Origin of the sequence: Nocardia sp. NPDC058480, assembly GCF_042720495.1 — a bacterium.
Lineage (GTDB): Bacteria > Actinomycetota > Actinomycetes > Mycobacteriales > Mycobacteriaceae > Nocardia.
Window position 1 is genome coordinate 228,388 of record NZ_JBHXMN010000002.1, and the last position, 22,217, is coordinate 250,604.

The following is a 22,217-nucleotide window of genomic DNA, read 5'->3' on the forward strand; positions in this document are numbered from 1 at the left end:
ATCAATGCGCCGAAATCGCGGTAGTCGATAACAACCGGACCAATTCGGCCTGCCGGTGTGTTTTCGTCTTGGCGAAAATATGCTGCAAATGTGTCCGGGCCGTGAATACCGAGACGGAAAGTTCATCGGCGACGGCGGGGAGTCCGTCGCCGCGCAGGACACACAGCGCGACCGCTACCTCCGCCTCGGTCAACCCGAAGAGTTCGTGCAGTACAGACGGATCCGGTGTCGGTTCATGATCCGGATCGGTGATCACCACGAGCGCGGCCCTCGGCCACCGCCCGTGACCGGACTGCGTGTCCAGCGGGGAGATCCGCAGAATCAGCGACCGCTTACCCGACGGTCGGAGTACGGCCACGTTCCCGCCGCCGTACTCCGAGTCGGTGGCGTCGTCGATCAACTCGCGCAGCCGGTCCTGCAGGTGCGCGGAGTCGGCCCGTAGGTGTCCGCACGAGTCCACCGTCAACCCGTCGGACTCGTGCGCGATGCGCTCGGCCGCGGCATTGGCGAACACCAGCGCCATGTCGGCGGTGACGATCATGACGCCGTGATGGGCCTTCGCCAGGGCGGCGAACGCGAATGCCCGTTCCCGCGCCATCCCGACCAGCTTCGCGCGAGTGCGCAGTGCGCCGCGCAGGTGCGGTACGAGCACTCGCAGCAGCACCGGGCCGCCCGGCTGCTCGGCGATCGCCCGATGGTCCGACATCGTCAGACACAGCCACGACGACGGCAGATCGGCGGTGAGTCGTGCGACGAAACTGTTGGTCAGGCCGTTGGTGCTCACGGCCGCGGCGCGGTCACCGTTGACGGACCCGAACAGTTCCTCGACGGTCGCCGTGGCGCCCGCGGGCAGCCGGTTCAGGCGGACCGCCACCGAATCGAGCTGCGGCTCGACCTCGGCGAGCGTGATCGGGCCCGCGGTCTTGACCTCGACGCCGCCGCGGGCTGGGTCGGCGATCACGAGAAAACCGTGCATCGCGTCGAAGGTATCGATGATGTCGCGAACCACTCCGTCCCATCGGTCCGGGTCGGTGCTCGCGTTGTGTATTTCGGCGATCAAGTTCGAAAAGCGTTGTAGCGCAATCGACATGAGTGGCCTTCCTCGGGCACGGATCACTCGCACGATGGTGTCGTGCGGCGAGTGCCATCCGAGTTGTTCCAACCCTCCGATCGTAGTCGATCAACGGCCGGGGCGACATCCTCCACTGTGTCGTTCCGGTTGCGGCACCGCCCTGATCACCTGTTACTTTGAACGTTGTTCAATTCTGTCGTGAAGGATGTTTGCCGTGTCTGAAGTCGAGAACAACGCGAAGCCGGTGATCGGGTTCGCCGCACGGGACATGGCGCAGATCGCGGTGTTCGCGGCCCTGATCGCGGCCCTCGGCCTGCCCGGCGCGATCACCGTCGGGTTCAGTGGGGTACCGATCACGCTGCAGACGCTCGGGGTGATCCTCACCGGCGCGATCCTGGGCGCCCGCAAAGGCACGGCCGCGGTGGCGGTGTTCATCGCGCTCACCATGATCGGGTTGCCGCTGCTCTCCGGTGGTCGCACCGGACTCACCGCGCTGGCTTCGCCGACGGCCGGCTACCTGATCGGCTGGATTCCGGCGACGCTGGTCATCGGGCTGCTGACCGCGATGATCCTGCCGAAATATCCGATCGTGCTCGGCCTGCTGATCAACGCCCTCGGTGGCATCGTGATCATCTATCTGTTCGGCACCGCGGGACTGCTGGTCCGCACCGATCTCAGCCCGTGGGCGGCGGTGTCGACCAACTTCGCGTTCGTCCCCGGTGACCTGGCAAAGGTCGTGATCGCCACGATCGTCGCGAAGGGCGTGCATCGCGCCTATCCCGGGCTGATCCGTGCCTGATCGCTGGGCGTCGTGAGCGAGATCGTCGTCGACGCGGTGGGGCACCGATTCGGCGATCGGAGCGTGCTGCGCGATATCGATCTGCGGATCACCGAACGCCGAGTCGGGTTCATCGGCGCCAACGGGTCGGGCAAATCGACGCTGGCCCGCATGCTCAACGGACTGCTGAAGCCCTCCACCGGCACCGTCACCGTCGACGGGCTCGACGTCGCCCGCAAGGGTGCGCAGGTGCGGCGCAAGGTCGGCTTCGTGTTCACCGATCCCGACACCCAGATCGTGATGCCGACGGTCGCCGAGGACCTCGCGTTCTCGCTGCGCCGCAGCGGCCTGAGCAAGGTCGAGATCGCGGCACGGGTGCAGCGAATGCTCGACCGCTTCGGCCTCGCCGCCCACACCGACCATCCGGCACACCTGCTCTCCGGTGGGCAGAAACAGCTACTGGCCATCGGTTCCGCGCTGATCCGCGAGCCCGAGGTGATCGTCGCCGACGAACCGACCACGCTGCTCGATCTGCGCAACGCACGGCGGGTATCGCAGGTGCTGAACTCCCTCGATCAGCAGGTGATCGTGGTAACCCACCAGCTCGGCCTGCTCGACGGATTCGATCGAGTCGTGGTGCTCGACAACGGTTCCGTCGTCTTCGACGGCCACCCGGTAGCGGCGATCGACGCGTATCGGCAACTGATCGAATGATCGGCCTGTACTGCCCCGGCGACTCGCCGCTGCACCGGATGCCTGCGGGGGTGAAGCTGGCGCTGTTGCTGGTCTCGATCCTGGCGATGACGGTGTTCGTCCGCGGCCCGCTCGGTGTGCTGGTCGCGGTGGCGCTGGTGGCCTGCCTGTTCGCGCTCGCCCGCATCTCCTGGCGGGTGGCGTTCGCTCAGGTGCGCCCGGTGCTGTGGATGACGGCGATCATCGGGGCGTTCCAGCTGCTCACCACCTCACCCGGGCGGGCCGTCGTGGTCTGCGGGGTACTGCTGGTCTCGGTCGCTCTCGCGGCGCTGGTCACGGTGACCACGCGGGTGACCGACATGCTCGACGCCTTGACTCGCGCGCTCGGACCGCTGCGTCGCGTCGGGGTGAACCCGGAGCGGGTGAGCCTGCTTCTCGCGCTTGCGATTCGGTGTGTTCCACTGCTGGCGCAGATCGTCAACGATGTCGGCGAGGCGCGGCGAGCGCGCGGGGTGTCGTGGTCGGCGACCGCTCTGGTCACGCCGGTATTGGTGCGGGCGTTGCGGACCGCCGACGCGATGGGCGAGGCGCTCGCGGCGCGCGGTGTCGACGATGACTGAGGTCGGTGCGGGGCACGTCCACACTGCCACTTGCCATTCCTAGACGACCGGTCGTATAGTTTACCGCATGGCACGACCACGGCGCAGCGACGACACGCGAGCTCTCCTCATCGAGGAGGGTGCCGTCGGCCTGCTGTCGCAGGGTTACCACGGCACCGGTATCAAGCAGGTGCTCGACAAGGTCGGGGTGCCGAAAGGTTCGTTCTACAACTACTTCGACAGCAAAGAGAGCTTCGCGCAGGCGATCATCGAGCATCACTCGCTGTGCGTGCAGCGCAACCTCGCCGCCGCCTTCGACGCGGCGCCGGACCCGCTCAGTGGCATCCGCGTCTTCTTCGCGGCCATGACCGAGGATTTCGTCACCGCCGAATACACCGGCGGCTGCCTGATCGCCAACCTCGGCGCGGAACTGGAAGGCAGTGAGCTGCTGCGGAATTCGCTGTCGAGCGCCTGGGGTGCGTGGCGTGACGGCGTGGCCACCGCGCTGCGCGAGGCGCAGGCGCAGGGCACTGTCCGCGCCGATATCGACGCCGTGGATCTGGCGGATCTGCTGCTCGAATCCTGGGAGGGTGCGGTGATCCGGATGAAGATCGACCGCACCGTCGAGCCGCTCGACAAGTGTCTGCGCCGCCTGCTCGACGACTACTTCCGGCCGTAACTCCTGTCGGCACCTTCTCTGGTGTCGACCTGACCAGCACCGTCGGCCTACGGGTCGGTTTCCTTTCGGTCGCCATTCCAAGACGACCGGTCGTATATTGTTTCCCGAAAGGATCAGTTCATGTCCACATCGAAGACGGTCGTCGTGACCGGTGGTTCCAGCGGCATCGGGCGTGATGTCGCCCGTGCGCTCGTCGCCCGCGGTGACAATGTCGTCCTCGGCGGGCGCGACGCGGACAAGCTCGCCGAGGTCGCCGCCGAACTGGCCGCGCCCGAACGGGTGGCTACGGTGGTCGGTGACATCGCCTCGCCCGCGACGGGTTCGGCGTACGTGCGCATCGCGCTCGATCGGTTCGGCCGGGTCGACGCGCTGATCAACAGCGCGGGCGTCTTCGGTGCCACGCCGTTCGTCGACGTCACCGAGGCCGAACTCGATCGCTATCTCGGCGGCAACCTCAAGGGCACCTACTTCACCACGCAGGCCGTCGTTCGGCAGCTGCTCGCCCAGGGCACGGGCGGCAGCGTCGTCAACATCGGCACGGTTCTGATCGACCACGCGCTGGCCGGTCTGCCGGCCTCGGCCGCGCTCATCAGCAAGGGCGGCGTGCACGCGCTCACCACCAGCCTGGCCGCCGAACTCGCCGCCGCCGGAATCCGGGTGAACGCGGTGGCTCCCGGCATCATCCGCACCCCGCTCTTCGGAGACGGTGACGAGCGCGCGTCGGGAGCGCTGGCGCTACTGAACCGGATCGGCGAGGTCGCCGACACCACAGCGGCCGTGCTGTATCTCATCGACGCCCAGTTCGTCACCGGCCATATCCTGCCCGTCGACGGTGGGTTCGTTACCGGTCGAGCTGGCTGAATCGGCGAGAGCTGCTCGCGCACAACGGGTTCGGGCCCGCAGCAGCACGATCCCGGGTCATCCTGTAGTAGCTGCACCATCGCGAAAGGACACCGTCATGCCGTACGTGAACATCAAAGTTATCTGTCAATAGGGGGTATTATCGGATTCATGCATCTCGTCGACAACAGTGCAGGTCAGGCAAGGTTCGTGCTGTACGTGCGGAAGTCTGGCCCCGGTGACAAGAGCGTCGCCGATCAGGAGAAGGTCGGACGGCGAGACATCGCGGCCATCGGCGGGACTGTGGTCGCGGTGTTCAAGGACAACCTCTCGGCCAGTCGGTATCGGCGCGTGCAGGAGCGGCCCGGATTCGCCGACACCCAGAACCTGATCCGGTCCGGCGAGGTCGACGGGCTGTGGACGTTCGCCAACAACCGCGCCCACCGCGATCTCGACGACTATGTGCCGCTTCGCCGGTTGTGCATCGACACCGGGACGCACTGGCGGTACGGCGGCCGGACCTACGATCTCTCGAAGGCGGCGGACCGCCGTGCCGCGAACGCGGATGCGACGCGTGCCGAGGAGCAGTCAGACGACATCAGCGAGGCCGTGTCTCGCGGGATACAGTCCGCGCTCGAGGACGGCAAGGCGCACGGCAAGTTGGCTCACGGCTACACGATCATCCGGGATCCGCGCACCGGCAAGGCTGTCCGGCGCGAGCCGATCGAGGAGCAGGCCAAGGTCATCCAGTGGGCGGCAGGCGAGATCGTCGCCGGCATCACGATGCACGCGGTGTGGCAGGGGTTCGCAGTCCGATGGCCCGCTGCCGGAGGTGAGGGGATCAAGGACTACACCGCGCTCCGCCAGCTGCTTCTGAACCCCACGTATGCGGGCATCCGCACCTACTACGGGAAGGTGTACGGACCCGGAACCTGGGAACCGATCCTCGACATGGAGACACACGAGCGGGTCCGTGAGATCCTCACCGACCCGAAACGAAAGACGCACCGCGGTACCGAGACCCGGTATCTGCTGTCGTACAACGCAGAGTGTGGTGTCTGCTGGTCGAAACGGGTCGCCGTTCGGCTGCCGAGTGGGCGGGTGAAGTTTCCCAAGTATCGCTGCTCGCTCGGGCACGTCTCGCGCACGGTGCAGGACGTTGACGATCATGTCGAGGAACTGCTGTTCCAGCTACTGGAGCGCCCGGAAACGGCTGCCGCGCTCGCGGCCCGCGACGACGATGACGAGGTGACGATCGATGCTGACCTGGCCCAGATCGCAGAGCTACGAGCAGGACTGGCCGAGTTCTGCAAGGACGCAGGGCGCAGGCGTCTGAGCGCCGAGTCGGTCGGGGCGTACACGGTAGGGGTTGAGGAGGAGATCCGAAAGGTGCAGGAGCGGATCGACAAGGTGACATCGTCGGTGCCGTCGGAGATCTGGCGGTTGATCGCGGACGGGCCCCGGGCGACGTGGCCCAGGCTGACCATCGACGAGAAGCGGAACGTCATTCGGCACACGATGCGGGTCATCATCAAACCGGTTCCGCGGGCTGAACGGAATTGTCTGACCGCGCTGTATGTGGATGCGCGCCCGGTCGGCGTGCTGAGCGAGATCAGGTAGCCCCGTTGTCCGCTATGGCCGCGCGAACGATCCCCCACAGTCCTGCCGCGGCGAGGATCCCGATCAACGGCAGCGCCCATCCGGTGGTCACTGCAGTGTGATTCGCCGCGAGCCACTCTCGGTGCGTCAGCAGCAGGAGGAGCGTGACCGCCGCACTGCTGGCGCCCAGCACGCCGACCAGGCCGGTGGCGACAGGCACGACCCGCCACCCATCGAGGCGGACTGTCAACACCGAGGCAATGGCGATCAGCGCGCCGGTCACCCCGGCCACGGCGTAGAAGGTGGCGCTGTAGATTCCGCTCGCGACGTCGAGGAGCTCGAGCTCGTCGCTGACCGGGACCGTGAGCGCCAGCCCCGCTCGTGACGTGATGATGAGGATGAGGCCGGCGACTGCGCAGGCGATGAGCCACCGTCGGCGGTAGTCGGCCAGGGAGTCCGGCGCCCATTCGCTGTAGATTCCGTGCAGTGCGGGCAGGCCGATGCATGCGCATCCCGCCACCAGGTACACGCTCCGCAAGAGGTCGGAGATGTTCTCGCCGAACAGATCCGATGCTGCTTCATCGATTCCGTGATCCCCGACGTACTCGGTACCGAGTACGCAGCCTGCGACAAGTGCGGTCAGTCCTGCGGTGAATACCCACATCGTCTCTTGGCGGGTGTCGTGCCGAAGCGCTAGGCGCACAAGCACAGCCAGCACGGCGACCGGAAGAATAGCGAACATCATCTTCCGTAGGCTAACGGAAATGTCTGGTTATCGATCGGCAATTGTGTGGGAATCTTTCAGTCACCGAGCGCGGTTCGCCATACGTCAGCGGCACGCTGTGCGCGATCGGGGATCTCGCCTCGCGCGATCCGTTGCCGCCCCTCGATAGTGAGGACTTCTGGCTCTATTCCCAGGACGTGCGCAATGCTATCCATCTCCGGCGCGGTTACGGGTCGAACTCCCTGCTCGATGTTGCGCAAGACGCCGAGGTGGATGTCTGCCAGCTTGGCTAGCTGGCGTTGAGTCAGGTCGGCTGCCTCGCGATGCATCTGGATCGTAATCGCATGTGCGACACGGAGTTTCCGGCGACGGTCCTTCGGCTGTTCCAAACTTGTCACACGCCTCTCCTAGAATCGTGACCTTGCGTGTGTGCGCAGTCATATGACTGTTCCAGCATCTTGACATAGCGGAGTAGCTATCCCTTGGATATGGCGCAGTTATCGAAATGTGACGCGCCGAGTACCCGTATTTGTGTACTCGAAACATAAAGCGGACTAGGGTTCGGAATATTGGTGCACCGACCGGGGGTCGCGGATCGGGGCGATGAGTTACGAGGGGTTCTCAGTGAAAGATTCAGCGCCAGGTCGGGATTCGACGACGCATCCCGGGCCCGCGGTTACTACTCAAGCGGGCATCACGTCACACCTTCCGGGTGGAAGCGCGCAGTGCGCGACGGGGTGGGCTGGGGTGGAATGCCCAAGGTTCGACGGTGTTGCGGCACTTATCGCCACCGCGAACGCGCGGGGCGTAAAGGCGAGTCGGCTACTTCATTGAGGCTTGGGCCGCGTCTATGAAGGCGCCGGCACTTACGCCGAGCGCGGCTGAGATGGCGACCAACTGACTTAGTGTCATGTCCCGCGTTCCGGTCTCGATTCTGCTGATCGTGTTGGTGCTCAGCCCGGCTGCTGCGGCGAGTTCGGACTGTTTTAGGTCTGCCCGTGCGCGCTCTGCCCGAAGGTGAGCCGCAACGGCCTTCTGGGCTGCCTCGATCTGGGCGGCACCGGGCGCGACTCTGTCATCTCCTGCGCTCATTGGGTGATTGTGACCCCCAAATAGGTGATTAGGCAACCCTGGACACGCGGTTGACCTGGTATGCAATCTTGCATACGCCAACACACCTAATGTGTGTTGACGTACACCCAATTGGGTGATTGACTGTCAATCATGGAGATCAAGTCAACCGGATGGGTGTCCGCGAATCTGCGGGCGGCCCGTGCTAGGTCCGGGATCACCCAGAGCGAGCTTGCGCAGCGCTCGGGCATCAGCGCGAATTCCATCAACCGATTTGAGCGCGGGCTTGTCGACCCCCGCGTCGGGCAGTTGATCCGGATTGCGCGTGCGCTCCGGGTCCTCCCGTCCTCAATGCTCGATGAGGTCAAGCCGACCGCCGAGGATGCGGCATGACCGCCCTGCGCCGCGAGGACGTCCCGCCGGAGATGCAGGCGTGGATCGACGAGCAGATGAAGCACTTCACCCCTGCCGACCTTGAGCCAGCCGTCCGGCTGATGCGGCAGTACGCGCGCAAGTCCCGCGCCCAGAACCGGGAGGCCGCGGCATGAGCGCGACCCTCGGCTATGGCCTTCTCGCAGTAGGTCTCTGGTGCCTCGCGGCCGCCGCGATCTGCTGGGCCTTCGCCCGCATCGTGCGTGGCCTGTCCAAGTACCCCCGCCCGGCGCAGGCCCCTGCCGCCGACGCGGGTGGGTCGCTCCCCGCCGTGACTGCTGCTAGCCGTCGCACGCCGCGCATCCGGCGGGGAACGAACCCGACTTTCTCGCGTCTGGTGCTCGTGAAGCCCAGACGCGGGGATGGCCCTGCCGATCCCAACTCGGCAGGGCCCACCAACTTCACCACCCCGTAAACGAGTTCGGCCGCCGGGGGGCAACCCGACGGCCGTGCATCACTCGCTCGACAAGGAGTCTACCAATGACGCAACCCAATCCTGCCACGAAGACCCGCGCGGAGATCGCGCACAGCCTCTCCGGGTTCTTGTACGACGTCGGCAACCGCGACGTTCGAGTTCGCGCCAACCTCACGCGCACCGGCATCGCGATCGCTGACAGCACTCTGATCACGAACGGCTACGGCGAGGATCACCACTGGCTGTGCGAGCATTTCGCTCGCGTCCGCCTCGATGACGTAGCCGGCCTGACATCCCTCGCCCGTCGCCTGGTCGAGCGCCTGACCATCGAGGGTGAATCCGTCGCGGACGACAGCAGTCGCGCAATCGATTCGCTGATCGCCGACACCGCTCGACACCTGGCCAACTCCGGTGACCGCGAGGCGATCCTCGCCCACATGCGCACGCTCGACGTCGAGCGGCTGGCACACCTGGCGACCGACGCCCTGATCAAGATGTCGGATCGAGACCGGCTGATCGAGGAGAACTTCCGACTGCGCGGCCGGGTCGACATCAAGCTGGCCAAGGGCGAGCAGGCCTGGGTCGAGGCGGTGCTGGGATGATCCGCCGCATCTTCGGGCGCCATGCCCGCCACGCCTTCGCCGAGAACCGCGAGACCGTCAAAGACATGCTCGCCCGCATCGACGCGATGGACGTGCCGCCGCAGGTGAGCCCAGCAGAGTACCCGACCGCGCAGTACCCACGGTGGGTCCTCGCCCAGCTGGCTGACGGCGTCGACCCTGCCGAGGTGCAGGGTTGGGACCGGCCGGAGCCGCGTCCTGCCCGCCGGCGTCCGGAGCTGGACTTCGCGTTGCCGATCGGCGGTGCGCGATGAGCTGGCCCGATCCCGCGATGGTCGCCGAGTACGACCAGATCCGCGCCGACGTCTCCGCCCAGCTCGACCACATCGTCGGGTGCCTGCTCGAGGCGCACTTCTCATGTGACTGCGACGGCCAGGTCGACGGCATGAGCCACATGATCGCCCTCGCGCAGAACATCCGTGACGAGTTCGACCACGAGACTCTCGCCGCGCTGCTCACCGAAGCCGTTGCTCGCCTTGCCCTGGCGAAGGAGGCGCAGTGAGCACCGATACCGACCCCACTGAGATCGCTGCGCTGCAGGCTCGGATCGAGGAGCTGGAGGCGCAGATCCCGCCGCACCCGGCGTGCCTCGACGGTGACCTCACCGACGCGCAGCGGGTCACCCGCCTGCTCGGGAAGGTCAAGCGGCTCACCACCGAGCGCGACACCTTCCGCCGAGAACGCAATGAGCTGCGCAACAAGCTGTTCGACCAGACCGTGATCGAGGTTGCCGCGCGTCGCCAGGCCGCCAGCGAAGGGGTGACCCGATGAATAGCGTTGCCCATCTCATCCAGTGCGTCATTGTCGGCGCCACCCTGGTCGGTGTCGTCTGGGTCTTCGTGATGCTGGTGCGTGCTGACCTGCGGGCAAACCCTGCGCGAGCCAAGTTGCCCGCGCCTAGGGCTGGGCTGCAGGCGATCCGCGCCTATATCGCCGCCTTCGATATCGACGACCAGGCCGACGACGATGACGAGCCGGTCGAGACCGACCGCACCCCCGACCCCGACCACCTGCGCGACCTGCAGATTGCTCGTGATCTGGGGGTGGCGTGATGGCTGACGACTTCGACATGATCGCGGGCCTCGACGTAGCCGACGGCTTCGCGCCCGAGGTGGCCGAGGCCGCACGGCTGACCGTCGCCCGGCACGCCACCGATGCCGGCGACTGCGCCGACCTGCTGATCATGCTCGGCCTGGCCGAGGACACGGGCCGCCCGAGCGGGTGCGCCGAATGCAGTGGGCCGCTGTCGCTCGCCACGGTGTCCGGCAAGTTCGGCCTGGGCAAGTTCTGCTCGGCGAAGTGCCGGGACGCAGCACGACGGGCGGGCCGCTGATGCATGCCATCAAGATCCGCACCGACACCTTCACTGAGCTCGGCATTCTCCCTGCGGGAATGACGGTGCAGGCAGAGCCGAGCGAGGACTACTCGGCATGGGTGGTGGAGATGTCGCTGCCACGAGCGGCGGGGATCCCGCATCCGTTGACGCTGCCGAGGTCGGCAGTTTGGCCGGGGGTCCTTCGCAAGCTCGACACCCTCGATCAGATCCGGTGCGCGCACCACGACTACGCCTTCGCTCGCGAGTTGCTCGGCCTCGGCCACCTGGCTGCCCTGCGCTGGATCATGCGCGGCTATCAGTCCGGTTATCGCACCTTGCAGCGCTGGGGATTCGCAGTGCCCGACGACCTGGAGGCAATCGCGTGACGCTCACTGTGACCGACATGTTCTGTGGTGCTGGCGGTTCGACCACCGGGCTGACGATGGCCGAAGGCTTCGAGATCATCGTCGCCGCCAACCATTGGCAGCTCGCTCTGGATTCGCACGGCGCCAATCACCCGACCGTGGACCACAAGCGGGCCGACATCCACGCCGTCGACCCGCGCACGTTTCCCCGCACTGATGTCCTGTGGGCGTCGCCGGAGTGCACCAACCATTCCCAGGCCCGTGGTCGCAAGCGCAACGTCGACGCGACGCCGGATCTGTTCGGCGAGGTGTTGCCCGACGAGGCGGCCGAGCGCAGCAGGGCCACGATGTGGGATGTGCCGCGGTTCGCCGAACGGCACATGTACCGGGCGATCATCACCGAGAACGTCGTCGATGCGGCGAAGTGGGTGATGTTCCCGGCCTGGCTGCAGGCCATGACCTTGCTCGGCTACAAGCACCGCATCGTCTACAGCAACAGCATGCACGCCCAGGCCGGCGGCAGTCCCGCACCGCAGTCCCGTGACCGGATGTACGTGGTGTTCCACCGCGACGGTGACAAGGCGCCGGACCTCGATCGCTGGACTCGGCCGATGGCGTACTGCCCCACCTGCGACGAGACGGTGCAGGCGATCCAGTCCTGGAAGAAGCCGTCACCGTGGGGCCGGTACCGGGCGCAGTACAACTGGCGTTGCCCTCGGGTGGCGTGCCGCAACAGCATCATCGAACCTGGATGGTTGCCTGCGTCGGCGGCGATCGACTGGTCCATCGAGGGTGAGCGGATCGGCGACCGCGCGAAGCCGTTGGCAGCCAAGACGATCGCGCGGATCGAGGCGGGTCTGCGGAAGTTCCGCGAGCCGATGCTGGTGCCCGCTGGTGGGACGTGGCGCGATGGCGCAACCACACTGGGCGAGCCGATGCCCGCGCGCACCACGCGCGACACCGACGCGCTGCTGATTCCCGTCGAGGGACGCGACGGCAAGGAGCCTCGCTCGGCCGCAGATCCGATGCGCACCATGACGACCCGTAACGAGACCGCGCTGCTCGTGCCGTACTACGGCACCGGTGTCGGGCGGCCGACGAGCGAGCCGCATCGGACCATGACCGCGACTGACCGGTTCGCGTTCATCGTGCCGCTGCGCAACAACAACACCCCGAAGGCTGTGAGCGAACCGCTCGACACCTTTGCCGCCGCTGGCGTTCACCACTACCTCGCTGAGGCTGACACCCCGGCGGTGGACGACTGCCTGTTCCGGATGCTGGAGCCGCACGAGATCGCCGCAGGCATGGCATTCCCCGCCGAGTATGTGCTGCTCGGCAGCAAGCGCGCCCAGGTTCGCCAAGCGGGCAACGCCGTGTGCCCGCCGAACGCCCGCGATCTCGGCCACGCGGTAGCTGAAGCGCTGGGGGTGGCCGCATGATCGCCGACTTCCCGGATGGTCGGTCCTCCACCCGTATCGCCACCGAGCCGGACGGCCGCGTCGCCATCGAGGGCTACGACGGCGAGCTTCCAGCCCACCGCACCACCTACAGCCGGGCGACCGCCGTGCTCATCGGCCAGGCCCTCATCCGTGCCGCCGAGGAGGAGCAGTGAAGAAGACGTTCGCGCACGGTTTCGGCAGCACTGAGGTTGACACGCAGGACGGCGGCGTCACCCTCGCGATCCTGCACGCGTCGCAGCTGCTGAGCCTCAACACCTACACCCCCGAAATGGCCACGAGCATCGGCCTGGCCCTCATCGACGCAGCCCAGGAGGCGACGCATGTCCACTGAGATCCAGGCGTATACAGACGCTGACCTGGCGTACAAGATCGTGCTGCTCAAGACCGTCTGTGACTTGGCGCAGGAGGAGTTCGAGCGTGCCAAGGGGATCGCCGACGAGCAGATGGCGAAGGGCACGACCATCCCGGCCCGCAACGGTGACGACGTGAAGCTGGGCAAGGTCACCAAGTCCGACCCGAAGCCGGTGCCGAAGGTCGTGGATCAGGATGCCCTCGACGACTGGATCCGCACCCAGTACCCGGACAAGCTCGACACCCGCGTCGAGCTCGGCGACATGGGCGAGATCCTCGCCCTGCTCAAGGACTCCGGCCGCGACGACCTGTTCACCATGGTCACCGAGATCCCCGCCTACCTGTACAAGCAGGCCCAAGCCCAGGCGGTGAACGGCCGTCCGATTCCCGGCGTGGAGCTGCGTGTCCCGCGGGGAGTGGTGTCCGCGAACAAGGAGATCGCCGCCGAGTACGTGGTGCGCCAGCTGTTCGCAGGGTCCCCGGTCTCGCTGCTCGGAATCGAGGCGTGAGCGTGGACTTCGAGGACGCAACCAAGGACGCCGCCAAGGCGCGCATCGCACTGACCGGTCCGGCCGGTGCGGGTAAGACCTATACCGCGCTGATGCTGGCGTTCGGGCTGGGGGAGAAGGTCGCCGTCATCGACACCGAGCGCGGCAAGGCGTCGCTGTACGTCGGCCGCAACGGCTGGCAGTTCAAGACCATCAAGCCCACCTCCTACTCCCCGCTGTCACTGACCGACCACCTCGGCAAGGCCGCCGGCGGCGGCTTCGACGCTCTGATCATCGACTCGCTCTCCCACTACTGGGAGGGCAAGGACGGGATGCTCGAGCAGGTCGACAAGCGCGGCGGGGCAAACAAGTTCACCTCGGGCTGGAAGGTAGTCCGCCCCGAGGAACAGCGGATGATCGACGCGATCCTCGCCTACCCCGGCCACGTCATCATCACCCTGCGCACCAAGCAGGAGTACGTGCTGGAGAAGAACGAGCGAGGCAAGCAGGAGCCGACCAGGGTCGGCACGAAGCCGGTCCAGCGCGAGGGCATCGAATACGAATTCGACCTCATCGGCGACCTCGACCTGACTAACACCCTGACGGTGTCGAAGTCGCGCATCGAGGGCGTGGAGACCGGTCTCACCTTCGAGAAGCCGGGCATGGAGTTGGCTGCCTCGGTCGCTGCGTTCCTCGCCGAAGGCAAGCAGGTCCCCTCGGTGTCGGAGTACCGCGGTCGCGCACTGGAACTCGACACCGTCGAGGGATTGAAGGAGCTGTTCGAGGAGGTCGTCGAGCATCAGCTCGAGGGGGCGCCGATGGTCGATGACCTCGGATACCCCACGGTGCTGGGCGATTTCCTGCGCAAGCGCGCCACCGCGGTGAAGATGAGCGCCCCGGACGGTGGCGCATGACGACCCGCCGCGCCTGCCCGAAACCCGCGCCTCGGTCCAAGCAGCCTCGACGCACCCGCCCGGTCGAGGAAGTCCTCGACCTCGTCCGCGCCCGCTGCATGGGTCGCTGCGAACGCTGCGCCACTCCGTTCTTCGGGCGCAACGGCGGCGATCCACATCACCGCCGACCCCGCGGGATGGGCGGTAGCCGCGATCCTCGCCTCAACCAACCGTCCGGGATCGTCGCGCTGTGCCGCTCGTGCCACGACCACATCGAGAACCAGCGCACTGCCGCCGAGGTGGACGGGTGGCTGGTGTCGAAGGCTGCGGATCTGCCGCGCATACCTATTCGATCCCGCCTCCACGGCCTGGTCCTGCTCGCCGACGACGGCACCACCATCGAACCGAAGGAGGCGACAGCATGAGCGCCAACCTGATGCCCTTCACCTACGACGACGCCATCGTGCGCACCGTTGTGGTCGACGGCGAGCCCGAGTTCGTCGCCTCCGACGTCTGCCGAATCCTGGAGCACAGCAACCCGAGTGCCGCCGTCGCCGGACTCGACGACGACGAGCGGGGTCTAAGGAATGTTGAGACCCCCTCCGGCACGCAGCAGATGGTCACGGTCACCGAGGCAGGCCTCTACTCGCTGATCATCCGCAGCCGGAAGGCGGAGGCGAAGCGGTTCCGCCGATGGATCACCCACGAGGTGCTGCCCGCGATCCGGCAGACCGGCGGCTACGGACAGCCTGCGCAGTCGGTCGAGCGTCTCACCCCGCTGGAGTACGCGCGCCAGCTCGTCGCCGCGGAGGAGCGCGCCGAGTCTGAGCACGCTGCCCGCCTCGAAGCTGAGAACCACGCTCGCGCACTCGAAGCGCCGGCGTCTGCGTGGTCGCACCTCGCTGAGTCCACTGGTGATTACGCGGTGGCCGACGCGGCGAAGGTCCTGTCCCGCGATCCGAACATCACCATCGGCCGCGACCGCCTGTTCAAGTTCATGCAGGGCGAGGGCTGGATCTACCGCGACCGCGGCGCCGCAGCGTGGAAGGCGTACCAGACCCAGGTCGACAACGGTCGCCTGACCGAGAAGCTGGGCTCTCCGTTCCTGCACGAGTCGTCCGGTGAGATGCGCATGCCCGCGCCGACGATACGGATAACGACCAAGGGTCTGGCCGAGCTGCACAAGCGCCTCGGTGGCAACGGGCAGATGTCCCTGCTGGCGGTGTCCTGATGACCGGTGGACGATACGGACGCACGCCGTATGCCGTGTGGGATCAAGACGACTACCTGGCGCTGGGCCCGCACGCGAAGCTCCTGGACTACGTGCTGCGCCAGCACGGCGGCATCTCCTTCTGCGGCCGGGCCGACTGGCGCCCCGCGCGGCTGACAGTTCGATCGGGACTGTCAGTGGAGGAGATCCGGACTGCTGGCGCCGAGCTGGTCGAGCGTGGGTTCGCGGTGATCGACGAGGGCACCGAAGAGATCCTGATGCGCAAGCACATCCTGTGGGACGAGCTGCTGCGCAATCCGAAGATGGCTGTCGCGGTCGTGAGGGCGTACGGGGACGTCGCGTCCCCGGCGGCCAAGGCCGCGGTGGTGACGGCGGTGCGCGACGTTCACGCCGTCTCGCCGGAGTTCTCCTCGTGGACGAGTCCGGTGTCGAACTCGGGTGAGCAGCTGGCGTGGCTGATGTCGCGAACCGCGCTGGAGGACACCGCCGTTGCTGATCCGATCACCAACGGGATTACCAATCAGATCACCAATCCGGTTGGTGATCAGGAACGGTCCGATTCGGGGTCATCTGACCTGATCAATACCAACGGGATTAGTAATCGGATTGGTAACGACATCGCGGATCCGATTCGGTCCACATCCCCAGGCACCAAGCACCTAACACCAGGCACCACTAGTGGGGGCGTTACTGGGGTACCTCACTACGCGCGCGAATCCGACTCGATTCCCCCCACCCCCAATCCGGCTCCTCGCAAGAAGTTCCACGACGAGCACGCCGGGCAGTGGGTCGACAACTGCACCGACTGCGAAGCGCTGGCCGAGGAGTACATGGCGCTCGTCGCCGCGGCGGCCGAGCTCCAGCGCCCTCCCGGCACCTGCTCCCTGCACCCGGACGGCACGCCCGAGAACTGCCATCCGTGCGGAGAAGCCCGCCGGGCGCGGAAGCAGTGGGAAGCCGAGCGCGCACGGTGGCAGGCCGAGCAGAAGGCAGTGGCCCGTCAGGCGGCCGCCGATGTCCGTGCTGCCGAGATCGCCAACTGCACCATGTGCGACGCCGAGGGCTACCGCGGCACCACGGTCTGCGATCACGTCGCCCGCACCCAGCGTCGGTCTCTGCGTGAGATCTACAGCGAGCACAAGGCCGAGGGTGCCGAACCGGATTCTGATCCGGCACAGGGCGACTCAGCCCCCGATGCGCCCTCGCTGAGGTCGGTCTCATGAGCCACGACAGAACCGGCGAGCGCGTCGACAAGCAGCCGTGCCCCAACAACTGCCGCAACGGCTGGCTGTCCGCCCCGGACGCCGATGTCGCCGTCGCCTGCCCCTGCCGGTGGTCTCGCACCGCCGACTCCGCCGTGAACCACGACTTCGCCGTCCGCGAGCCCAGTGCTCGTGCGGCAGCAGCAATCCGAGCCGACCAGGAGAACAACCGATGACCCCGCAGAAGTTCCGCAAGAAGCCAGTCGTCATCGACGCCATGCACCTCAACAACAGGACCACGCCCGAGGAGGTTGCCCGCTGGTGCGGCGGTCGGGTCGCAGTCCCTGCGGGTGAGACCTACACAGGTGGTGGCCCGATCGTCGTGGAGATCGACACTCTCGAAGGCGTGATGACCGCCGGGGAAGGCGACTGGGTGATCCGCGGTGTCGCTGGCGAGTTCTACCCGTGCAAGCCCGACATCTTCGAGGCCACCTACGAGGTTGTCGAGGCCACCGCATGACCCGCCGCACCCTGACCCTGACCTGCGACCACTGCGGTGACCTCGTCCGCCGGCACCTGGCCGACACCGAGACCATGGCCGCCGTCCTCCCCGCCCAGGAGATCCGAGCATGAAGATCCACATCGAACCGGGGGCCGCTCTCGACGCCCTCGCCCACCACATCGACCAGCAGCGGGCCGCATTGCTCGACGCCAACGCTGGGCACGCCGAGGACCTCCAGCACGCGCGGGCCGAGGCGCACATCCTGCGGGAGAAACTCGGCGAAGAACAGGCGACCGTCGACCAGCTGACCACCGCCCTCGGCGAAGCCAACACCGCCCGCGTCGACCTGCTCGCTGCCCTCGCCGCAGTGCAGAACGGTGTCCCCGCCGATCCCGGCTACCTCGACACCATCCCGGACGGTTCGGCCGTGACCGACCAACACGGTGTGATGTGGCAACGCTGGACAACCCCCGGACTGTCGGTCCGTTGGTGGGCGCACGCCCCGACCCTGGCCAACCCGGGCGGCGGACCCTGGTCGGAAGGCTCCGGCCGGTGGACCAGCGCGGCCCTGACCGCCCAGCGTGGCCCGGTCCGCGTCATCCACATCGCGACCGAAGGCGGCAAGGCATGAGCGCGCTGTGCGAGTGCATGGCCCGACGGGTCAACTACGCCGGCTATATCGGCGACTGCCCGTGCCCGCCATCCTGCTCGTGCTGCCCGGTCGTAGCGCTCGACAAGCCCAACCCCACACCCACCGAGGACACCGCAGTGATCGACGCTGAGACCCCCGCTGACCCGATCCCCGCCGAGGGTGCCCCACACGCCTGGGTGGCGCTCAAGCGGTACCACAGCCCCAACGCTGACCGCCCCGAGTGGCTGTTCGGTGCGGCGGTCGTGCCCGCCCATGACGCCGAGGACCTCGCCTACTACCGCAAGCAGGGTTACGAGCTCCTGCCCATCGGCCCGGACGGGGACACCGGCACCCGCGCCATCGCCGAGCCCCGCAAGATCACCGACTTCGCCGAGTTCACGCACCTGCCCGTTGGGACCGTCGTCGCGGGAACGGACACCGGCACCGTCTCCGAGCGCGTCGCCGACGGCTGGATGCGGATCGGGCACACCATCGCCTGCTACCACCACGAGGTCTTCGTGAACGACAGGGCCGTGATCGTCCTGCGCATGGGCTCCCCGGTCGTTTCCGATGGCGAGTGACCGCGACACCCTGGCCGAGCACCTCGACGCGGTTTCGCAGCGCGGCCACGGACAGACGTTCCTGGCACCGTTCTTCCGGGGCGTGGTCGATCTCGTGCTCGCCGCTGGCTGGCGTCTACCCGCCCGCGAGATCAGTGACCCGGCCGAGCTCGACGCGCTCCCGCCGTTCTCTGTCGTCCTGGCCTACGGGGTGTCCCACCAGGCAGTCCCGGACGAAACCCAGCCCGTGGTGTGGATCAAGCCGTTCGGGTCCTACACCAGTGCCGAACTGCTCACCGCCTGCCGCGGCAAGGGCGTCACCGTCCTGTACGAACCCGCCGACGAGGAGGACGACTGCCCCCACGACAGCCGTAGCGGTGCTGACGGTCGGTGGCGGTGCGACCAGTGCGGCGCCGACTGCGGACCGGACAACTACCTCACCGAGGAGGCGGGCCGGTGAGCATGAAGTACGTCCGCGACTACTACGCCGTACCAGCGAAGCGCGGCGGCCGTGTCCGGTACACGGGCGACAAAGAACCGCAGCTCGGCACCATCACGAGCGCCCGCCAAGGCGGCCTCCTCATCCGCCTCGACGGCGACAAACGTTCCCTGCCCTTCCACCCGACCTGGGAACTCGAATACCTCACCGAGGAGGTCGATCGTGGTTGATATCGAGCCCGGCCTGTTCGACCCGCCACCCGGCTGGACTCCGCTCGAAGCTGTGGTGCCCGACGACCTTTCCCGCGGGGAGAAACGACAACGCCTGGTGCAACGTCGCATCCGTGACGGCATCCACCCGCTCGGCTACATCGGCCTACACAAGGAAGCCGCCCGCGAACGCGAGGGCGACGGACTGCGTTGCGGCACATGCCGACACCGGCAGGTCTCCCAGTACCACAACCGCAGCTACCCGAAGTGCTGGATCAACGACGGCGCCCGCGCTACGCACGGCGAATCGTCTGACATCAGGGCCTGGTGGCCCGCCTGCACCGACTACCAGCCCACCGAGGAGAAAACCAATGCCTGATAACTGCGTGTTCTGCCAGATCGCCGCCGGCACCGCGCCGGCCACGATCGTGCGTGAATGGGAGGACGCGATCGTGATCGTCCCCCTCGGCCCCGTAGTCGACGGGCACGTCCTGGTGATCCCTCGCCGACATGTCCAGGACTTCACGTCTTCGCCGACGGTTACGGCGACGGTGATGGGGCGTGCCGCCGAGTACGCCGCTCACCTCGCCCGCCCGGCCAACGTCATCACCAGCAAGGGCCACGAGGCGACACAGAGCGTGTTCCACCTGCACGTTCACGTCGTTCCGCGTTCGGCCGATGACGGGCTGATGGTGCCGTGGGGGACCGTCTACGGCGATGACCCGCAAGCACCGCACTGGTGCCGCGTCGCCGAGCAGCAGGCCAGGCGGATCGACGAGTTGGAGGCCACCCGATGACCGCCCCCTGCTCTTGCTCTCCCGGTGCCTGCCACGGCGGGCACACCATCGACGTCGGCATGCCGCTGCCTCCGGGCCGGCCTGATGGACCGACAGACGAAGTGCTCGGCGAGCTGCTACAGGCTGCGTTCGTCTCCCGGAGTCCCGCAGTCGCGTTCGTCGACGAAACCGCGTCTCCCGCGTGCACGCGCCTGAATGGGACGTTTGACCTGCGCCACATCGTGATGGCGATGGCTGGGCCGATGCGTGATCTCGTCGCACCGCATTTCGCGCAGGTCACCCGAGAGCGTGACGAGGCCCGTGACCGTGTCGCCAAGCTGGAGGCCAAGCGGGACACGTACCGCCGCGAGTACCGAGAGCTCCACATCAGCTGTGAGAAGCGCGTAGAGGAGCGCAACGACGCCCTTGCCGTGATCGACCGGGTGCGCGATGCCCTCTCTGGTCATCCCCGCTGCGAAGAACATCCCGAGGGCGACGTGATCAAGTGCGGGTGGAAGCGCGCTGTCGCGTCCGTCCAGACCGCCGTGGACAACGCGTCAGCCCGGCGGAAGCCGATCGGGTACGCCGTGACCGTCGTCGACGGCGGTGGCCGCTACATCCACACCGGAGCGATGCTCGCCCGCGAGACAGCGAAAGGGATCGCCGAGGACTACCGCCAGTGGGACGCCCGCGTGGTCGAGCTGCGGGAGGTGGGCGAGTGAGCGCGATGATCCAGCTGACCGGCACGGACGGAGATCGCTTCTACGCGAGCCCGTTCGAGATCGACCTGATCGAACCGATGCCATACACCTACGGGCTGACCGGCCGAACGGTGATCACCGTCGCTGGCCGCACCGTGAAGTGCCGCGAAGATCCTGACGAGGTCTACCGCCTGATGCAGGCCGCGGCCACGGTGCTGCAAGAGGTGACCGAGTGTGCCGAGCCCTCGCGCTGCCAGGCGACAACGGTCGATCCGACCAACGTGTTCCGGCCGAGTTGCGCGTGGTGCGTGCTCCCGAATGGGCACCAGGGAATGCACCGTGCCGAGCTAACGCAGGACGCGGAGCCCGCCATTCTCGAATGGCTCGACAGCGCATCAGGTGGCGAGGTGACCGGATGACCCCCGAAGAGATCCGCGCCGAGGCGATTGAGCGCATTGCCCGTGCTGACTACCTGCGTCGGTACCGCGCTGACGGATTCATGTGGGAGACGACCACCGAAGCGATCCGTGGTCAGCATCGAGCGACGGCCGCCCTCGCTGTCGACGCGCTCGGCGACATGCTGCCCATCGGCGAAGAGTCCCGGTACCTCGGCCGCGGTATGGATCGGCGCGCCCGGTACTTCACCGGATGGCGGGAGGTGACCACCTGATGCCCTGGTACGAGGTCTACGACAACGCGCGGGCCGCCCGTATGGCCCGCCTGCGCAACGATTCACCCCCGCCGGTACTCGCACCCACCCCATCACCACCCGCGCCCGTCCTGCCGCCGCCTGACCCTGAGCCCGTCGGCCGCGGATTGCTCGGCTGGATCGTCGCCCTGATCACCACACGCTGAGGAGAGATCGTGACCGAGACCGAAGCCGACCACCTGTTCTTGTCCCGCTCCGAACTCCGAACCCTCATCGAAGCCCTGCGCACCATCCCCGCAATCGTCAGGGACCTGGCGGTCACCATCGCCCGCGAATCACGCACCCGGCCCGGCCTCGACGAGACCGCCCGTGTCGCACCGAAGTCCATGCCGCCGATCGACCTTGAGGCATGGCAAGCGGGGGAGGACCTACGCAACGTCATCACCAGTTGGGTGCGGCTGGTCTGCGAGACCCGGGGCCTCGAGGTACCCGCGGTGAACGATCTCCTCGGCGCCGCGAAATGGCTGGACCATCAGGCCATCCCGTTCGCGATGACCGAGGGATCGGACAGCGCCTGGTGGGATATCACCGCCGCGATCGACGAGTGCCGGCGCCTGATCGACCTGCCGACGACCGCCGATGTCGTGATCGACCAGGATCGGCTACGGCGGGCAAACAACTCGGTCCTGACCGCCTACGAGGTCGAGAAGGTCGCGGGAAAGCTCGGAGACCTCGGCAAGGGCCTCAATCGCGATCGGGTTCGGTACCTGGCGAAGAAGGGGCTCAAGTCGTGCGGGGTCGACGGCGACACCTCGTTCTACCGGCTCGGCGATGTCCTGGCAGCTCACCAGAAGCACGGACGCCGCGGTGAGCGAAAGGCCGACGCCCAGTGAGCATCCCCAGACCTCAGGTCGAAACGCTCG

At 67.0% G+C, this 22,217-nt stretch carries 40 protein-coding genes; 36 read left to right on the top strand and 4 right to left on the bottom strand.

What is annotated here, in order from left to right; all coding sequences use genetic code 11:
- Position 1 precedes the first annotated feature (1 nt).
- A complete protein-coding gene (locus tag ACFWO8_RS06470; protein ID WP_378944548.1) occupies positions 2 to 1,090 on the bottom strand; it encodes a helix-turn-helix transcriptional regulator in 1,089 nt (362 codons plus the stop codon).
- Between the two features lie 250 nt (positions 1,091 to 1,340).
- Between ACFWO8_RS06470 and ACFWO8_RS06475 the strand changes: the two genes are divergently transcribed.
- The 6 genes from ACFWO8_RS06475 to ACFWO8_RS06500 all read left to right on the top strand — a co-directional run bounded on the left by ACFWO8_RS06475 (position 1,341) and on the right by ACFWO8_RS06500 (position 6,281).
- Positions 1,341 to 1,871 carry a biotin transporter BioY gene (locus ACFWO8_RS06475; protein ID WP_378946185.1) on the top strand — a complete coding sequence of 177 codons (531 nt, stop codon included), beginning with the start codon at positions 1,341 to 1,343 and terminating at the stop codon, positions 1,869 to 1,871.
- 12 nt (positions 1,872 to 1,883) lie between these two features.
- The gene (locus ACFWO8_RS06480; RefSeq protein WP_378944550.1) at positions 1,884 to 2,564 is read left to right on the top strand and encodes an energy-coupling factor ABC transporter ATP-binding protein; all 681 of its coding nucleotides are present in this window, start codon (positions 1,884 to 1,886) and stop codon (positions 2,562 to 2,564) included.
- A complete protein-coding gene (locus ACFWO8_RS06485) occupies positions 2,561 to 3,163 on the top strand; it encodes an energy-coupling factor transporter transmembrane component T family protein (protein WP_378944553.1) in 603 nt (200 codons plus the stop codon). Before ACFWO8_RS06480 ends, ACFWO8_RS06485 begins: the two co-directional genes overlap by 4 nt.
- A gap of 67 nt (positions 3,164 to 3,230) precedes the next feature.
- Positions 3,231 to 3,821, top strand: coding sequence for a TetR family transcriptional regulator C-terminal domain-containing protein (locus ACFWO8_RS06490; protein WP_378944556.1), 591 nt, complete (start codon positions 3,231 to 3,233; stop codon positions 3,819 to 3,821).
- Positions 3,822 to 3,941: 120 nt separating this feature from the next.
- Positions 3,942 to 4,682 (top strand): SDR family NAD(P)-dependent oxidoreductase, encoded by a 741-nt coding sequence (locus ACFWO8_RS06495; protein WP_378944559.1) that lies wholly within the window; start codon positions 3,942 to 3,944, stop codon positions 4,680 to 4,682.
- 150 nt (positions 4,683 to 4,832) lie between these two features.
- Positions 4,833 to 6,281, top strand: a complete 1,449-nt coding sequence (locus ACFWO8_RS06500; protein ID WP_378944566.1) for a recombinase family protein — start codon at positions 4,833 to 4,835, stop codon at positions 6,279 to 6,281.
- Here the strand turns inward: ACFWO8_RS06500 and ACFWO8_RS06505 are convergent.
- The 3 genes from ACFWO8_RS06505 to ACFWO8_RS06515 form a co-directional block, all read right to left on the bottom strand.
- Positions 6,274 to 7,005 (bottom strand): hypothetical protein, encoded by a 732-nt coding sequence (locus ACFWO8_RS06505; RefSeq protein ID WP_378944569.1) that lies wholly within the window; start codon positions 7,003 to 7,005, stop codon positions 6,274 to 6,276. The genes ACFWO8_RS06500 and ACFWO8_RS06505 overlap by 8 nt on opposite strands.
- Before the next feature lie 56 nt (positions 7,006 to 7,061).
- On the bottom strand, positions 7,062 to 7,382 hold the full coding sequence (locus tag ACFWO8_RS06510) for a helix-turn-helix domain-containing protein (RefSeq protein ID WP_378944572.1): 321 nt from the start codon (positions 7,380 to 7,382) through the stop codon (positions 7,062 to 7,064).
- A gap of 424 nt (positions 7,383 to 7,806) precedes the next feature.
- Entirely contained in the window at positions 7,807 to 8,076 is a 270-nt protein-coding gene (locus ACFWO8_RS06515; protein WP_378944575.1) for a helix-turn-helix domain-containing protein, read from the bottom strand.
- A gap of 132 nt (positions 8,077 to 8,208) precedes the next feature.
- Here ACFWO8_RS06515 and ACFWO8_RS06520 point away from each other — a divergent pair, with 132 nt between their 5' ends.
- The 30 genes from ACFWO8_RS06520 to ACFWO8_RS06665 all read left to right on the top strand — a co-directional run bounded on the left by ACFWO8_RS06520 (position 8,209) and on the right by ACFWO8_RS06665 (position 22,187).
- Complete coding sequence (locus tag ACFWO8_RS06520) at positions 8,209 to 8,448, top strand: helix-turn-helix domain-containing protein (protein WP_378944578.1); 240 nt, start codon at positions 8,209 to 8,211, stop codon at positions 8,446 to 8,448.
- Complete coding sequence (locus ACFWO8_RS06525; RefSeq protein WP_378944581.1) at positions 8,445 to 8,603, top strand: hypothetical protein; 159 nt, start codon at positions 8,445 to 8,447, stop codon at positions 8,601 to 8,603. Before ACFWO8_RS06520 ends, ACFWO8_RS06525 begins: the two co-directional genes overlap by 4 nt.
- 364 nt (positions 8,604 to 8,967) lie before the next feature.
- On the top strand, positions 8,968 to 9,504 hold the full coding sequence (locus tag ACFWO8_RS06530; RefSeq protein WP_378944584.1) for a hypothetical protein: 537 nt from the start codon (positions 8,968 to 8,970) through the stop codon (positions 9,502 to 9,504).
- A complete protein-coding gene (locus ACFWO8_RS06535) occupies positions 9,501 to 9,776 on the top strand; it encodes a hypothetical protein (RefSeq protein ID WP_378944587.1) in 276 nt (91 codons plus the stop codon). The genes ACFWO8_RS06530 and ACFWO8_RS06535 overlap by 4 nt, the downstream gene beginning before the upstream one ends.
- Positions 9,773 to 10,024, top strand: coding sequence for a hypothetical protein (locus ACFWO8_RS06540; RefSeq protein ID WP_378944590.1), 252 nt, complete (start codon positions 9,773 to 9,775; stop codon positions 10,022 to 10,024). Before ACFWO8_RS06535 ends, ACFWO8_RS06540 begins: the two co-directional genes overlap by 4 nt.
- A complete protein-coding gene (locus tag ACFWO8_RS06545) occupies positions 10,021 to 10,293 on the top strand; it encodes a hypothetical protein (protein ID WP_378944593.1) in 273 nt (90 codons plus the stop codon). Before ACFWO8_RS06540 ends, ACFWO8_RS06545 begins: the two co-directional genes overlap by 4 nt.
- Positions 10,290 to 10,574: a hypothetical protein gene (locus ACFWO8_RS06550; protein WP_378944596.1), complete on the top strand. Its 285-nt coding sequence runs from the start codon at positions 10,290 to 10,292 to the stop codon at positions 10,572 to 10,574. Before ACFWO8_RS06545 ends, ACFWO8_RS06550 begins: the two co-directional genes overlap by 4 nt.
- Positions 10,574 to 10,855, top strand: a complete 282-nt coding sequence (locus ACFWO8_RS06555; RefSeq protein WP_378944599.1) for a hypothetical protein — start codon at positions 10,574 to 10,576, stop codon at positions 10,853 to 10,855. The genes ACFWO8_RS06550 and ACFWO8_RS06555 overlap by 1 nt, the downstream gene beginning before the upstream one ends.
- Positions 10,855 to 11,223, top strand: a complete 369-nt coding sequence (locus ACFWO8_RS06560) for a hypothetical protein (RefSeq protein WP_378944602.1) — start codon at positions 10,855 to 10,857, stop codon at positions 11,221 to 11,223. Before ACFWO8_RS06555 ends, ACFWO8_RS06560 begins: the two co-directional genes overlap by 1 nt.
- Positions 11,220 to 12,641, top strand: a complete 1,422-nt coding sequence (locus tag ACFWO8_RS06565) for a DNA cytosine methyltransferase (protein WP_378944605.1) — start codon at positions 11,220 to 11,222, stop codon at positions 12,639 to 12,641. The genes ACFWO8_RS06560 and ACFWO8_RS06565 overlap by 4 nt, the downstream gene beginning before the upstream one ends.
- A complete protein-coding gene (locus ACFWO8_RS06570) occupies positions 12,638 to 12,814 on the top strand; it encodes a hypothetical protein (protein ID WP_378944608.1) in 177 nt (58 codons plus the stop codon). Before ACFWO8_RS06565 ends, ACFWO8_RS06570 begins: the two co-directional genes overlap by 4 nt.
- Complete coding sequence (locus ACFWO8_RS06575) at positions 12,811 to 12,993, top strand: hypothetical protein (RefSeq protein ID WP_378944611.1); 183 nt, start codon at positions 12,811 to 12,813, stop codon at positions 12,991 to 12,993. Before ACFWO8_RS06570 ends, ACFWO8_RS06575 begins: the two co-directional genes overlap by 4 nt.
- A complete protein-coding gene (locus ACFWO8_RS06580) occupies positions 12,983 to 13,522 on the top strand; it encodes a hypothetical protein (RefSeq protein ID WP_378944614.1) in 540 nt (179 codons plus the stop codon). The genes ACFWO8_RS06575 and ACFWO8_RS06580 overlap by 11 nt, the downstream gene beginning before the upstream one ends.
- Positions 13,519 to 14,415, top strand: a complete 897-nt coding sequence (locus ACFWO8_RS06585) for an ATP-binding protein (protein WP_378944618.1) — start codon at positions 13,519 to 13,521, stop codon at positions 14,413 to 14,415. The genes ACFWO8_RS06580 and ACFWO8_RS06585 overlap by 4 nt, the downstream gene beginning before the upstream one ends.
- Positions 14,412 to 14,819 (top strand): HNH endonuclease, encoded by a 408-nt coding sequence (locus ACFWO8_RS06590; RefSeq protein WP_378944621.1) that lies wholly within the window; start codon positions 14,412 to 14,414, stop codon positions 14,817 to 14,819. Before ACFWO8_RS06585 ends, ACFWO8_RS06590 begins: the two co-directional genes overlap by 4 nt.
- The gene (locus tag ACFWO8_RS06595; RefSeq protein ID WP_378944625.1) at positions 14,816 to 15,625 is read left to right on the top strand and encodes a BRO family protein; all 810 of its coding nucleotides are present in this window, start codon (positions 14,816 to 14,818) and stop codon (positions 15,623 to 15,625) included. Before ACFWO8_RS06590 ends, ACFWO8_RS06595 begins: the two co-directional genes overlap by 4 nt.
- Positions 15,625 to 16,848 carry a hypothetical protein gene (locus ACFWO8_RS06600; RefSeq protein WP_378944628.1) on the top strand — a complete coding sequence of 408 codons (1,224 nt, stop codon included), beginning with the start codon at positions 15,625 to 15,627 and terminating at the stop codon, positions 16,846 to 16,848. Before ACFWO8_RS06595 ends, ACFWO8_RS06600 begins: the two co-directional genes overlap by 1 nt.
- Complete coding sequence (locus ACFWO8_RS06605; protein ID WP_378944632.1) at positions 16,845 to 17,063, top strand: hypothetical protein; 219 nt, start codon at positions 16,845 to 16,847, stop codon at positions 17,061 to 17,063. The genes ACFWO8_RS06600 and ACFWO8_RS06605 overlap by 4 nt, the downstream gene beginning before the upstream one ends.
- The gene (locus ACFWO8_RS06610; protein WP_378944635.1) at positions 17,060 to 17,347 is read left to right on the top strand and encodes a hypothetical protein; all 288 of its coding nucleotides are present in this window, start codon (positions 17,060 to 17,062) and stop codon (positions 17,345 to 17,347) included. The genes ACFWO8_RS06605 and ACFWO8_RS06610 overlap by 4 nt, the downstream gene beginning before the upstream one ends.
- Before the next feature lie 109 nt (positions 17,348 to 17,456).
- Positions 17,457 to 17,960 carry a hypothetical protein gene (locus tag ACFWO8_RS06615; protein ID WP_378944638.1) on the top strand — a complete coding sequence of 168 codons (504 nt, stop codon included), beginning with the start codon at positions 17,457 to 17,459 and terminating at the stop codon, positions 17,958 to 17,960.
- Positions 17,957 to 18,541, top strand: a complete 585-nt coding sequence (locus ACFWO8_RS06620; protein WP_378944641.1) for a hypothetical protein — start codon at positions 17,957 to 17,959, stop codon at positions 18,539 to 18,541. The genes ACFWO8_RS06615 and ACFWO8_RS06620 overlap by 4 nt, the downstream gene beginning before the upstream one ends.
- Positions 18,531 to 18,980, top strand: coding sequence for a hypothetical protein (locus tag ACFWO8_RS06625; RefSeq protein WP_378944644.1), 450 nt, complete (start codon positions 18,531 to 18,533; stop codon positions 18,978 to 18,980). The genes ACFWO8_RS06620 and ACFWO8_RS06625 overlap by 11 nt, the downstream gene beginning before the upstream one ends.
- Entirely contained in the window at positions 18,977 to 19,189 is a 213-nt protein-coding gene (locus ACFWO8_RS06630) for a hypothetical protein (protein ID WP_378944647.1), read from the top strand. Before ACFWO8_RS06625 ends, ACFWO8_RS06630 begins: the two co-directional genes overlap by 4 nt.
- Positions 19,182 to 19,547: a hypothetical protein gene (locus ACFWO8_RS06635; protein WP_378944650.1), complete on the top strand. Its 366-nt coding sequence runs from the start codon at positions 19,182 to 19,184 to the stop codon at positions 19,545 to 19,547. The genes ACFWO8_RS06630 and ACFWO8_RS06635 overlap by 8 nt, the downstream gene beginning before the upstream one ends.
- Positions 19,540 to 19,965, top strand: coding sequence for an HIT family protein (locus tag ACFWO8_RS06640; protein ID WP_378944657.1), 426 nt, complete (start codon positions 19,540 to 19,542; stop codon positions 19,963 to 19,965). The genes ACFWO8_RS06635 and ACFWO8_RS06640 overlap by 8 nt, the downstream gene beginning before the upstream one ends.
- A complete protein-coding gene (locus ACFWO8_RS06645) occupies positions 19,962 to 20,666 on the top strand; it encodes a hypothetical protein (protein WP_378944662.1) in 705 nt (234 codons plus the stop codon). The genes ACFWO8_RS06640 and ACFWO8_RS06645 overlap by 4 nt, the downstream gene beginning before the upstream one ends.
- A complete protein-coding gene (locus ACFWO8_RS06650) occupies positions 20,663 to 21,064 on the top strand; it encodes a hypothetical protein (protein WP_378944665.1) in 402 nt (133 codons plus the stop codon). The genes ACFWO8_RS06645 and ACFWO8_RS06650 overlap by 4 nt, the downstream gene beginning before the upstream one ends.
- Complete coding sequence (locus ACFWO8_RS06655; protein ID WP_378944668.1) at positions 21,061 to 21,315, top strand: hypothetical protein; 255 nt, start codon at positions 21,061 to 21,063, stop codon at positions 21,313 to 21,315. The genes ACFWO8_RS06650 and ACFWO8_RS06655 overlap by 4 nt, the downstream gene beginning before the upstream one ends.
- Positions 21,315 to 21,500: a hypothetical protein gene (locus ACFWO8_RS06660; protein ID WP_378944671.1), complete on the top strand. Its 186-nt coding sequence runs from the start codon at positions 21,315 to 21,317 to the stop codon at positions 21,498 to 21,500. The genes ACFWO8_RS06655 and ACFWO8_RS06660 overlap by 1 nt, the downstream gene beginning before the upstream one ends.
- 9 nt (positions 21,501 to 21,509) lie before the next feature.
- The gene (locus ACFWO8_RS06665; RefSeq protein WP_378944674.1) at positions 21,510 to 22,187 is read left to right on the top strand and encodes a hypothetical protein; all 678 of its coding nucleotides are present in this window, start codon (positions 21,510 to 21,512) and stop codon (positions 22,185 to 22,187) included.
- Positions 22,188 to 22,217: the final 30 nt, after the last annotated feature.

Excerpts from the sequence above, each read along its gene's own strand:
- ACFWO8_RS06645 (WP_378944662.1), top strand. The coding sequence starts at position 19,962 with ATGACCGCCCCCTGCTCTTGCTCTCCCGGTGCCTGCCACGGCGGGCAC.
- ACFWO8_RS06615 (WP_378944638.1), top strand. The coding sequence starts at position 17,457 with ATGAAGATCCACATCGAACCGGGGGCCGCTCTCGACGCCCTCGCCCAC.
- ACFWO8_RS06570 (WP_378944608.1), top strand. The coding sequence starts at position 12,638 with ATGATCGCCGACTTCCCGGATGGTCGGTCCTCCACCCGTATCGCCACC.
- ACFWO8_RS06640 (WP_378944657.1), top strand. The coding sequence starts at position 19,540 with ATGCCTGATAACTGCGTGTTCTGCCAGATCGCCGCCGGCACCGCGCCG.
- ACFWO8_RS06550 (WP_378944596.1), top strand. The coding sequence starts at position 10,290 with ATGAATAGCGTTGCCCATCTCATCCAGTGCGTCATTGTCGGCGCCACC.
- ACFWO8_RS06490 (WP_378944556.1), top strand. The coding sequence starts at position 3,231 with ATGGCACGACCACGGCGCAGCGACGACACGCGAGCTCTCCTCATCGAG.
- ACFWO8_RS06495 (WP_378944559.1), top strand. The coding sequence starts at position 3,942 with ATGTCCACATCGAAGACGGTCGTCGTGACCGGTGGTTCCAGCGGCATC.
- ACFWO8_RS06560 (WP_378944602.1), top strand. The coding sequence starts at position 10,855 with ATGCATGCCATCAAGATCCGCACCGACACCTTCACTGAGCTCGGCATT.
- ACFWO8_RS06605 (WP_378944632.1), top strand. The coding sequence starts at position 16,845 with ATGAGCCACGACAGAACCGGCGAGCGCGTCGACAAGCAGCCGTGCCCC.
- ACFWO8_RS06475 (WP_378946185.1), top strand. The coding sequence starts at position 1,341 with ATGGCGCAGATCGCGGTGTTCGCGGCCCTGATCGCGGCCCTCGGCCTG.
- ACFWO8_RS06620 (WP_378944641.1), top strand. The coding sequence starts at position 17,957 with ATGAGCGCGCTGTGCGAGTGCATGGCCCGACGGGTCAACTACGCCGGC.
- ACFWO8_RS06520 (WP_378944578.1), top strand. The coding sequence starts at position 8,209 with ATGGAGATCAAGTCAACCGGATGGGTGTCCGCGAATCTGCGGGCGGCC.
- ACFWO8_RS06515 (WP_378944575.1), bottom strand. The coding sequence starts at position 8,076 with ATGAGCGCAGGAGATGACAGAGTCGCGCCCGGTGCCGCCCAGATCGAG.
- ACFWO8_RS06540 (WP_378944590.1), top strand. The coding sequence starts at position 9,773 with ATGAGCTGGCCCGATCCCGCGATGGTCGCCGAGTACGACCAGATCCGC.
- ACFWO8_RS06485 (WP_378944553.1), top strand. The coding sequence starts at position 2,561 with ATGATCGGCCTGTACTGCCCCGGCGACTCGCCGCTGCACCGGATGCCT.
- ACFWO8_RS06500 (WP_378944566.1), top strand. The coding sequence starts at position 4,833 with ATGCATCTCGTCGACAACAGTGCAGGTCAGGCAAGGTTCGTGCTGTAC.
- ACFWO8_RS06505 (WP_378944569.1), bottom strand. The coding sequence starts at position 7,005 with ATGATGTTCGCTATTCTTCCGGTCGCCGTGCTGGCTGTGCTTGTGCGC.
- ACFWO8_RS06555 (WP_378944599.1), top strand. The coding sequence starts at position 10,574 with ATGGCTGACGACTTCGACATGATCGCGGGCCTCGACGTAGCCGACGGC.
- ACFWO8_RS06590 (WP_378944621.1), top strand. The coding sequence starts at position 14,412 with ATGACGACCCGCCGCGCCTGCCCGAAACCCGCGCCTCGGTCCAAGCAG.
- ACFWO8_RS06530 (WP_378944584.1), top strand. The coding sequence starts at position 8,968 with ATGACGCAACCCAATCCTGCCACGAAGACCCGCGCGGAGATCGCGCAC.
- ACFWO8_RS06660 (WP_378944671.1), top strand. The coding sequence starts at position 21,315 with ATGCCCTGGTACGAGGTCTACGACAACGCGCGGGCCGCCCGTATGGCC.
- ACFWO8_RS06610 (WP_378944635.1), top strand. The coding sequence starts at position 17,060 with ATGACCCCGCAGAAGTTCCGCAAGAAGCCAGTCGTCATCGACGCCATG.
- ACFWO8_RS06625 (WP_378944644.1), top strand. The coding sequence starts at position 18,531 with ATGGCGAGTGACCGCGACACCCTGGCCGAGCACCTCGACGCGGTTTCG.
- ACFWO8_RS06655 (WP_378944668.1), top strand. The coding sequence starts at position 21,061 with ATGACCCCCGAAGAGATCCGCGCCGAGGCGATTGAGCGCATTGCCCGT.
- ACFWO8_RS06525 (WP_378944581.1), top strand. The coding sequence starts at position 8,445 with ATGACCGCCCTGCGCCGCGAGGACGTCCCGCCGGAGATGCAGGCGTGG.
- ACFWO8_RS06535 (WP_378944587.1), top strand. The coding sequence starts at position 9,501 with ATGATCCGCCGCATCTTCGGGCGCCATGCCCGCCACGCCTTCGCCGAG.
- ACFWO8_RS06580 (WP_378944614.1), top strand. The coding sequence starts at position 12,983 with ATGTCCACTGAGATCCAGGCGTATACAGACGCTGACCTGGCGTACAAG.
- ACFWO8_RS06600 (WP_378944628.1), top strand. The coding sequence starts at position 15,625 with ATGACCGGTGGACGATACGGACGCACGCCGTATGCCGTGTGGGATCAA.
- ACFWO8_RS06595 (WP_378944625.1), top strand. The coding sequence starts at position 14,816 with ATGAGCGCCAACCTGATGCCCTTCACCTACGACGACGCCATCGTGCGC.
- ACFWO8_RS06470 (WP_378944548.1), bottom strand. The coding sequence starts at position 1,090 with ATGTCGATTGCGCTACAACGCTTTTCGAACTTGATCGCCGAAATACAC.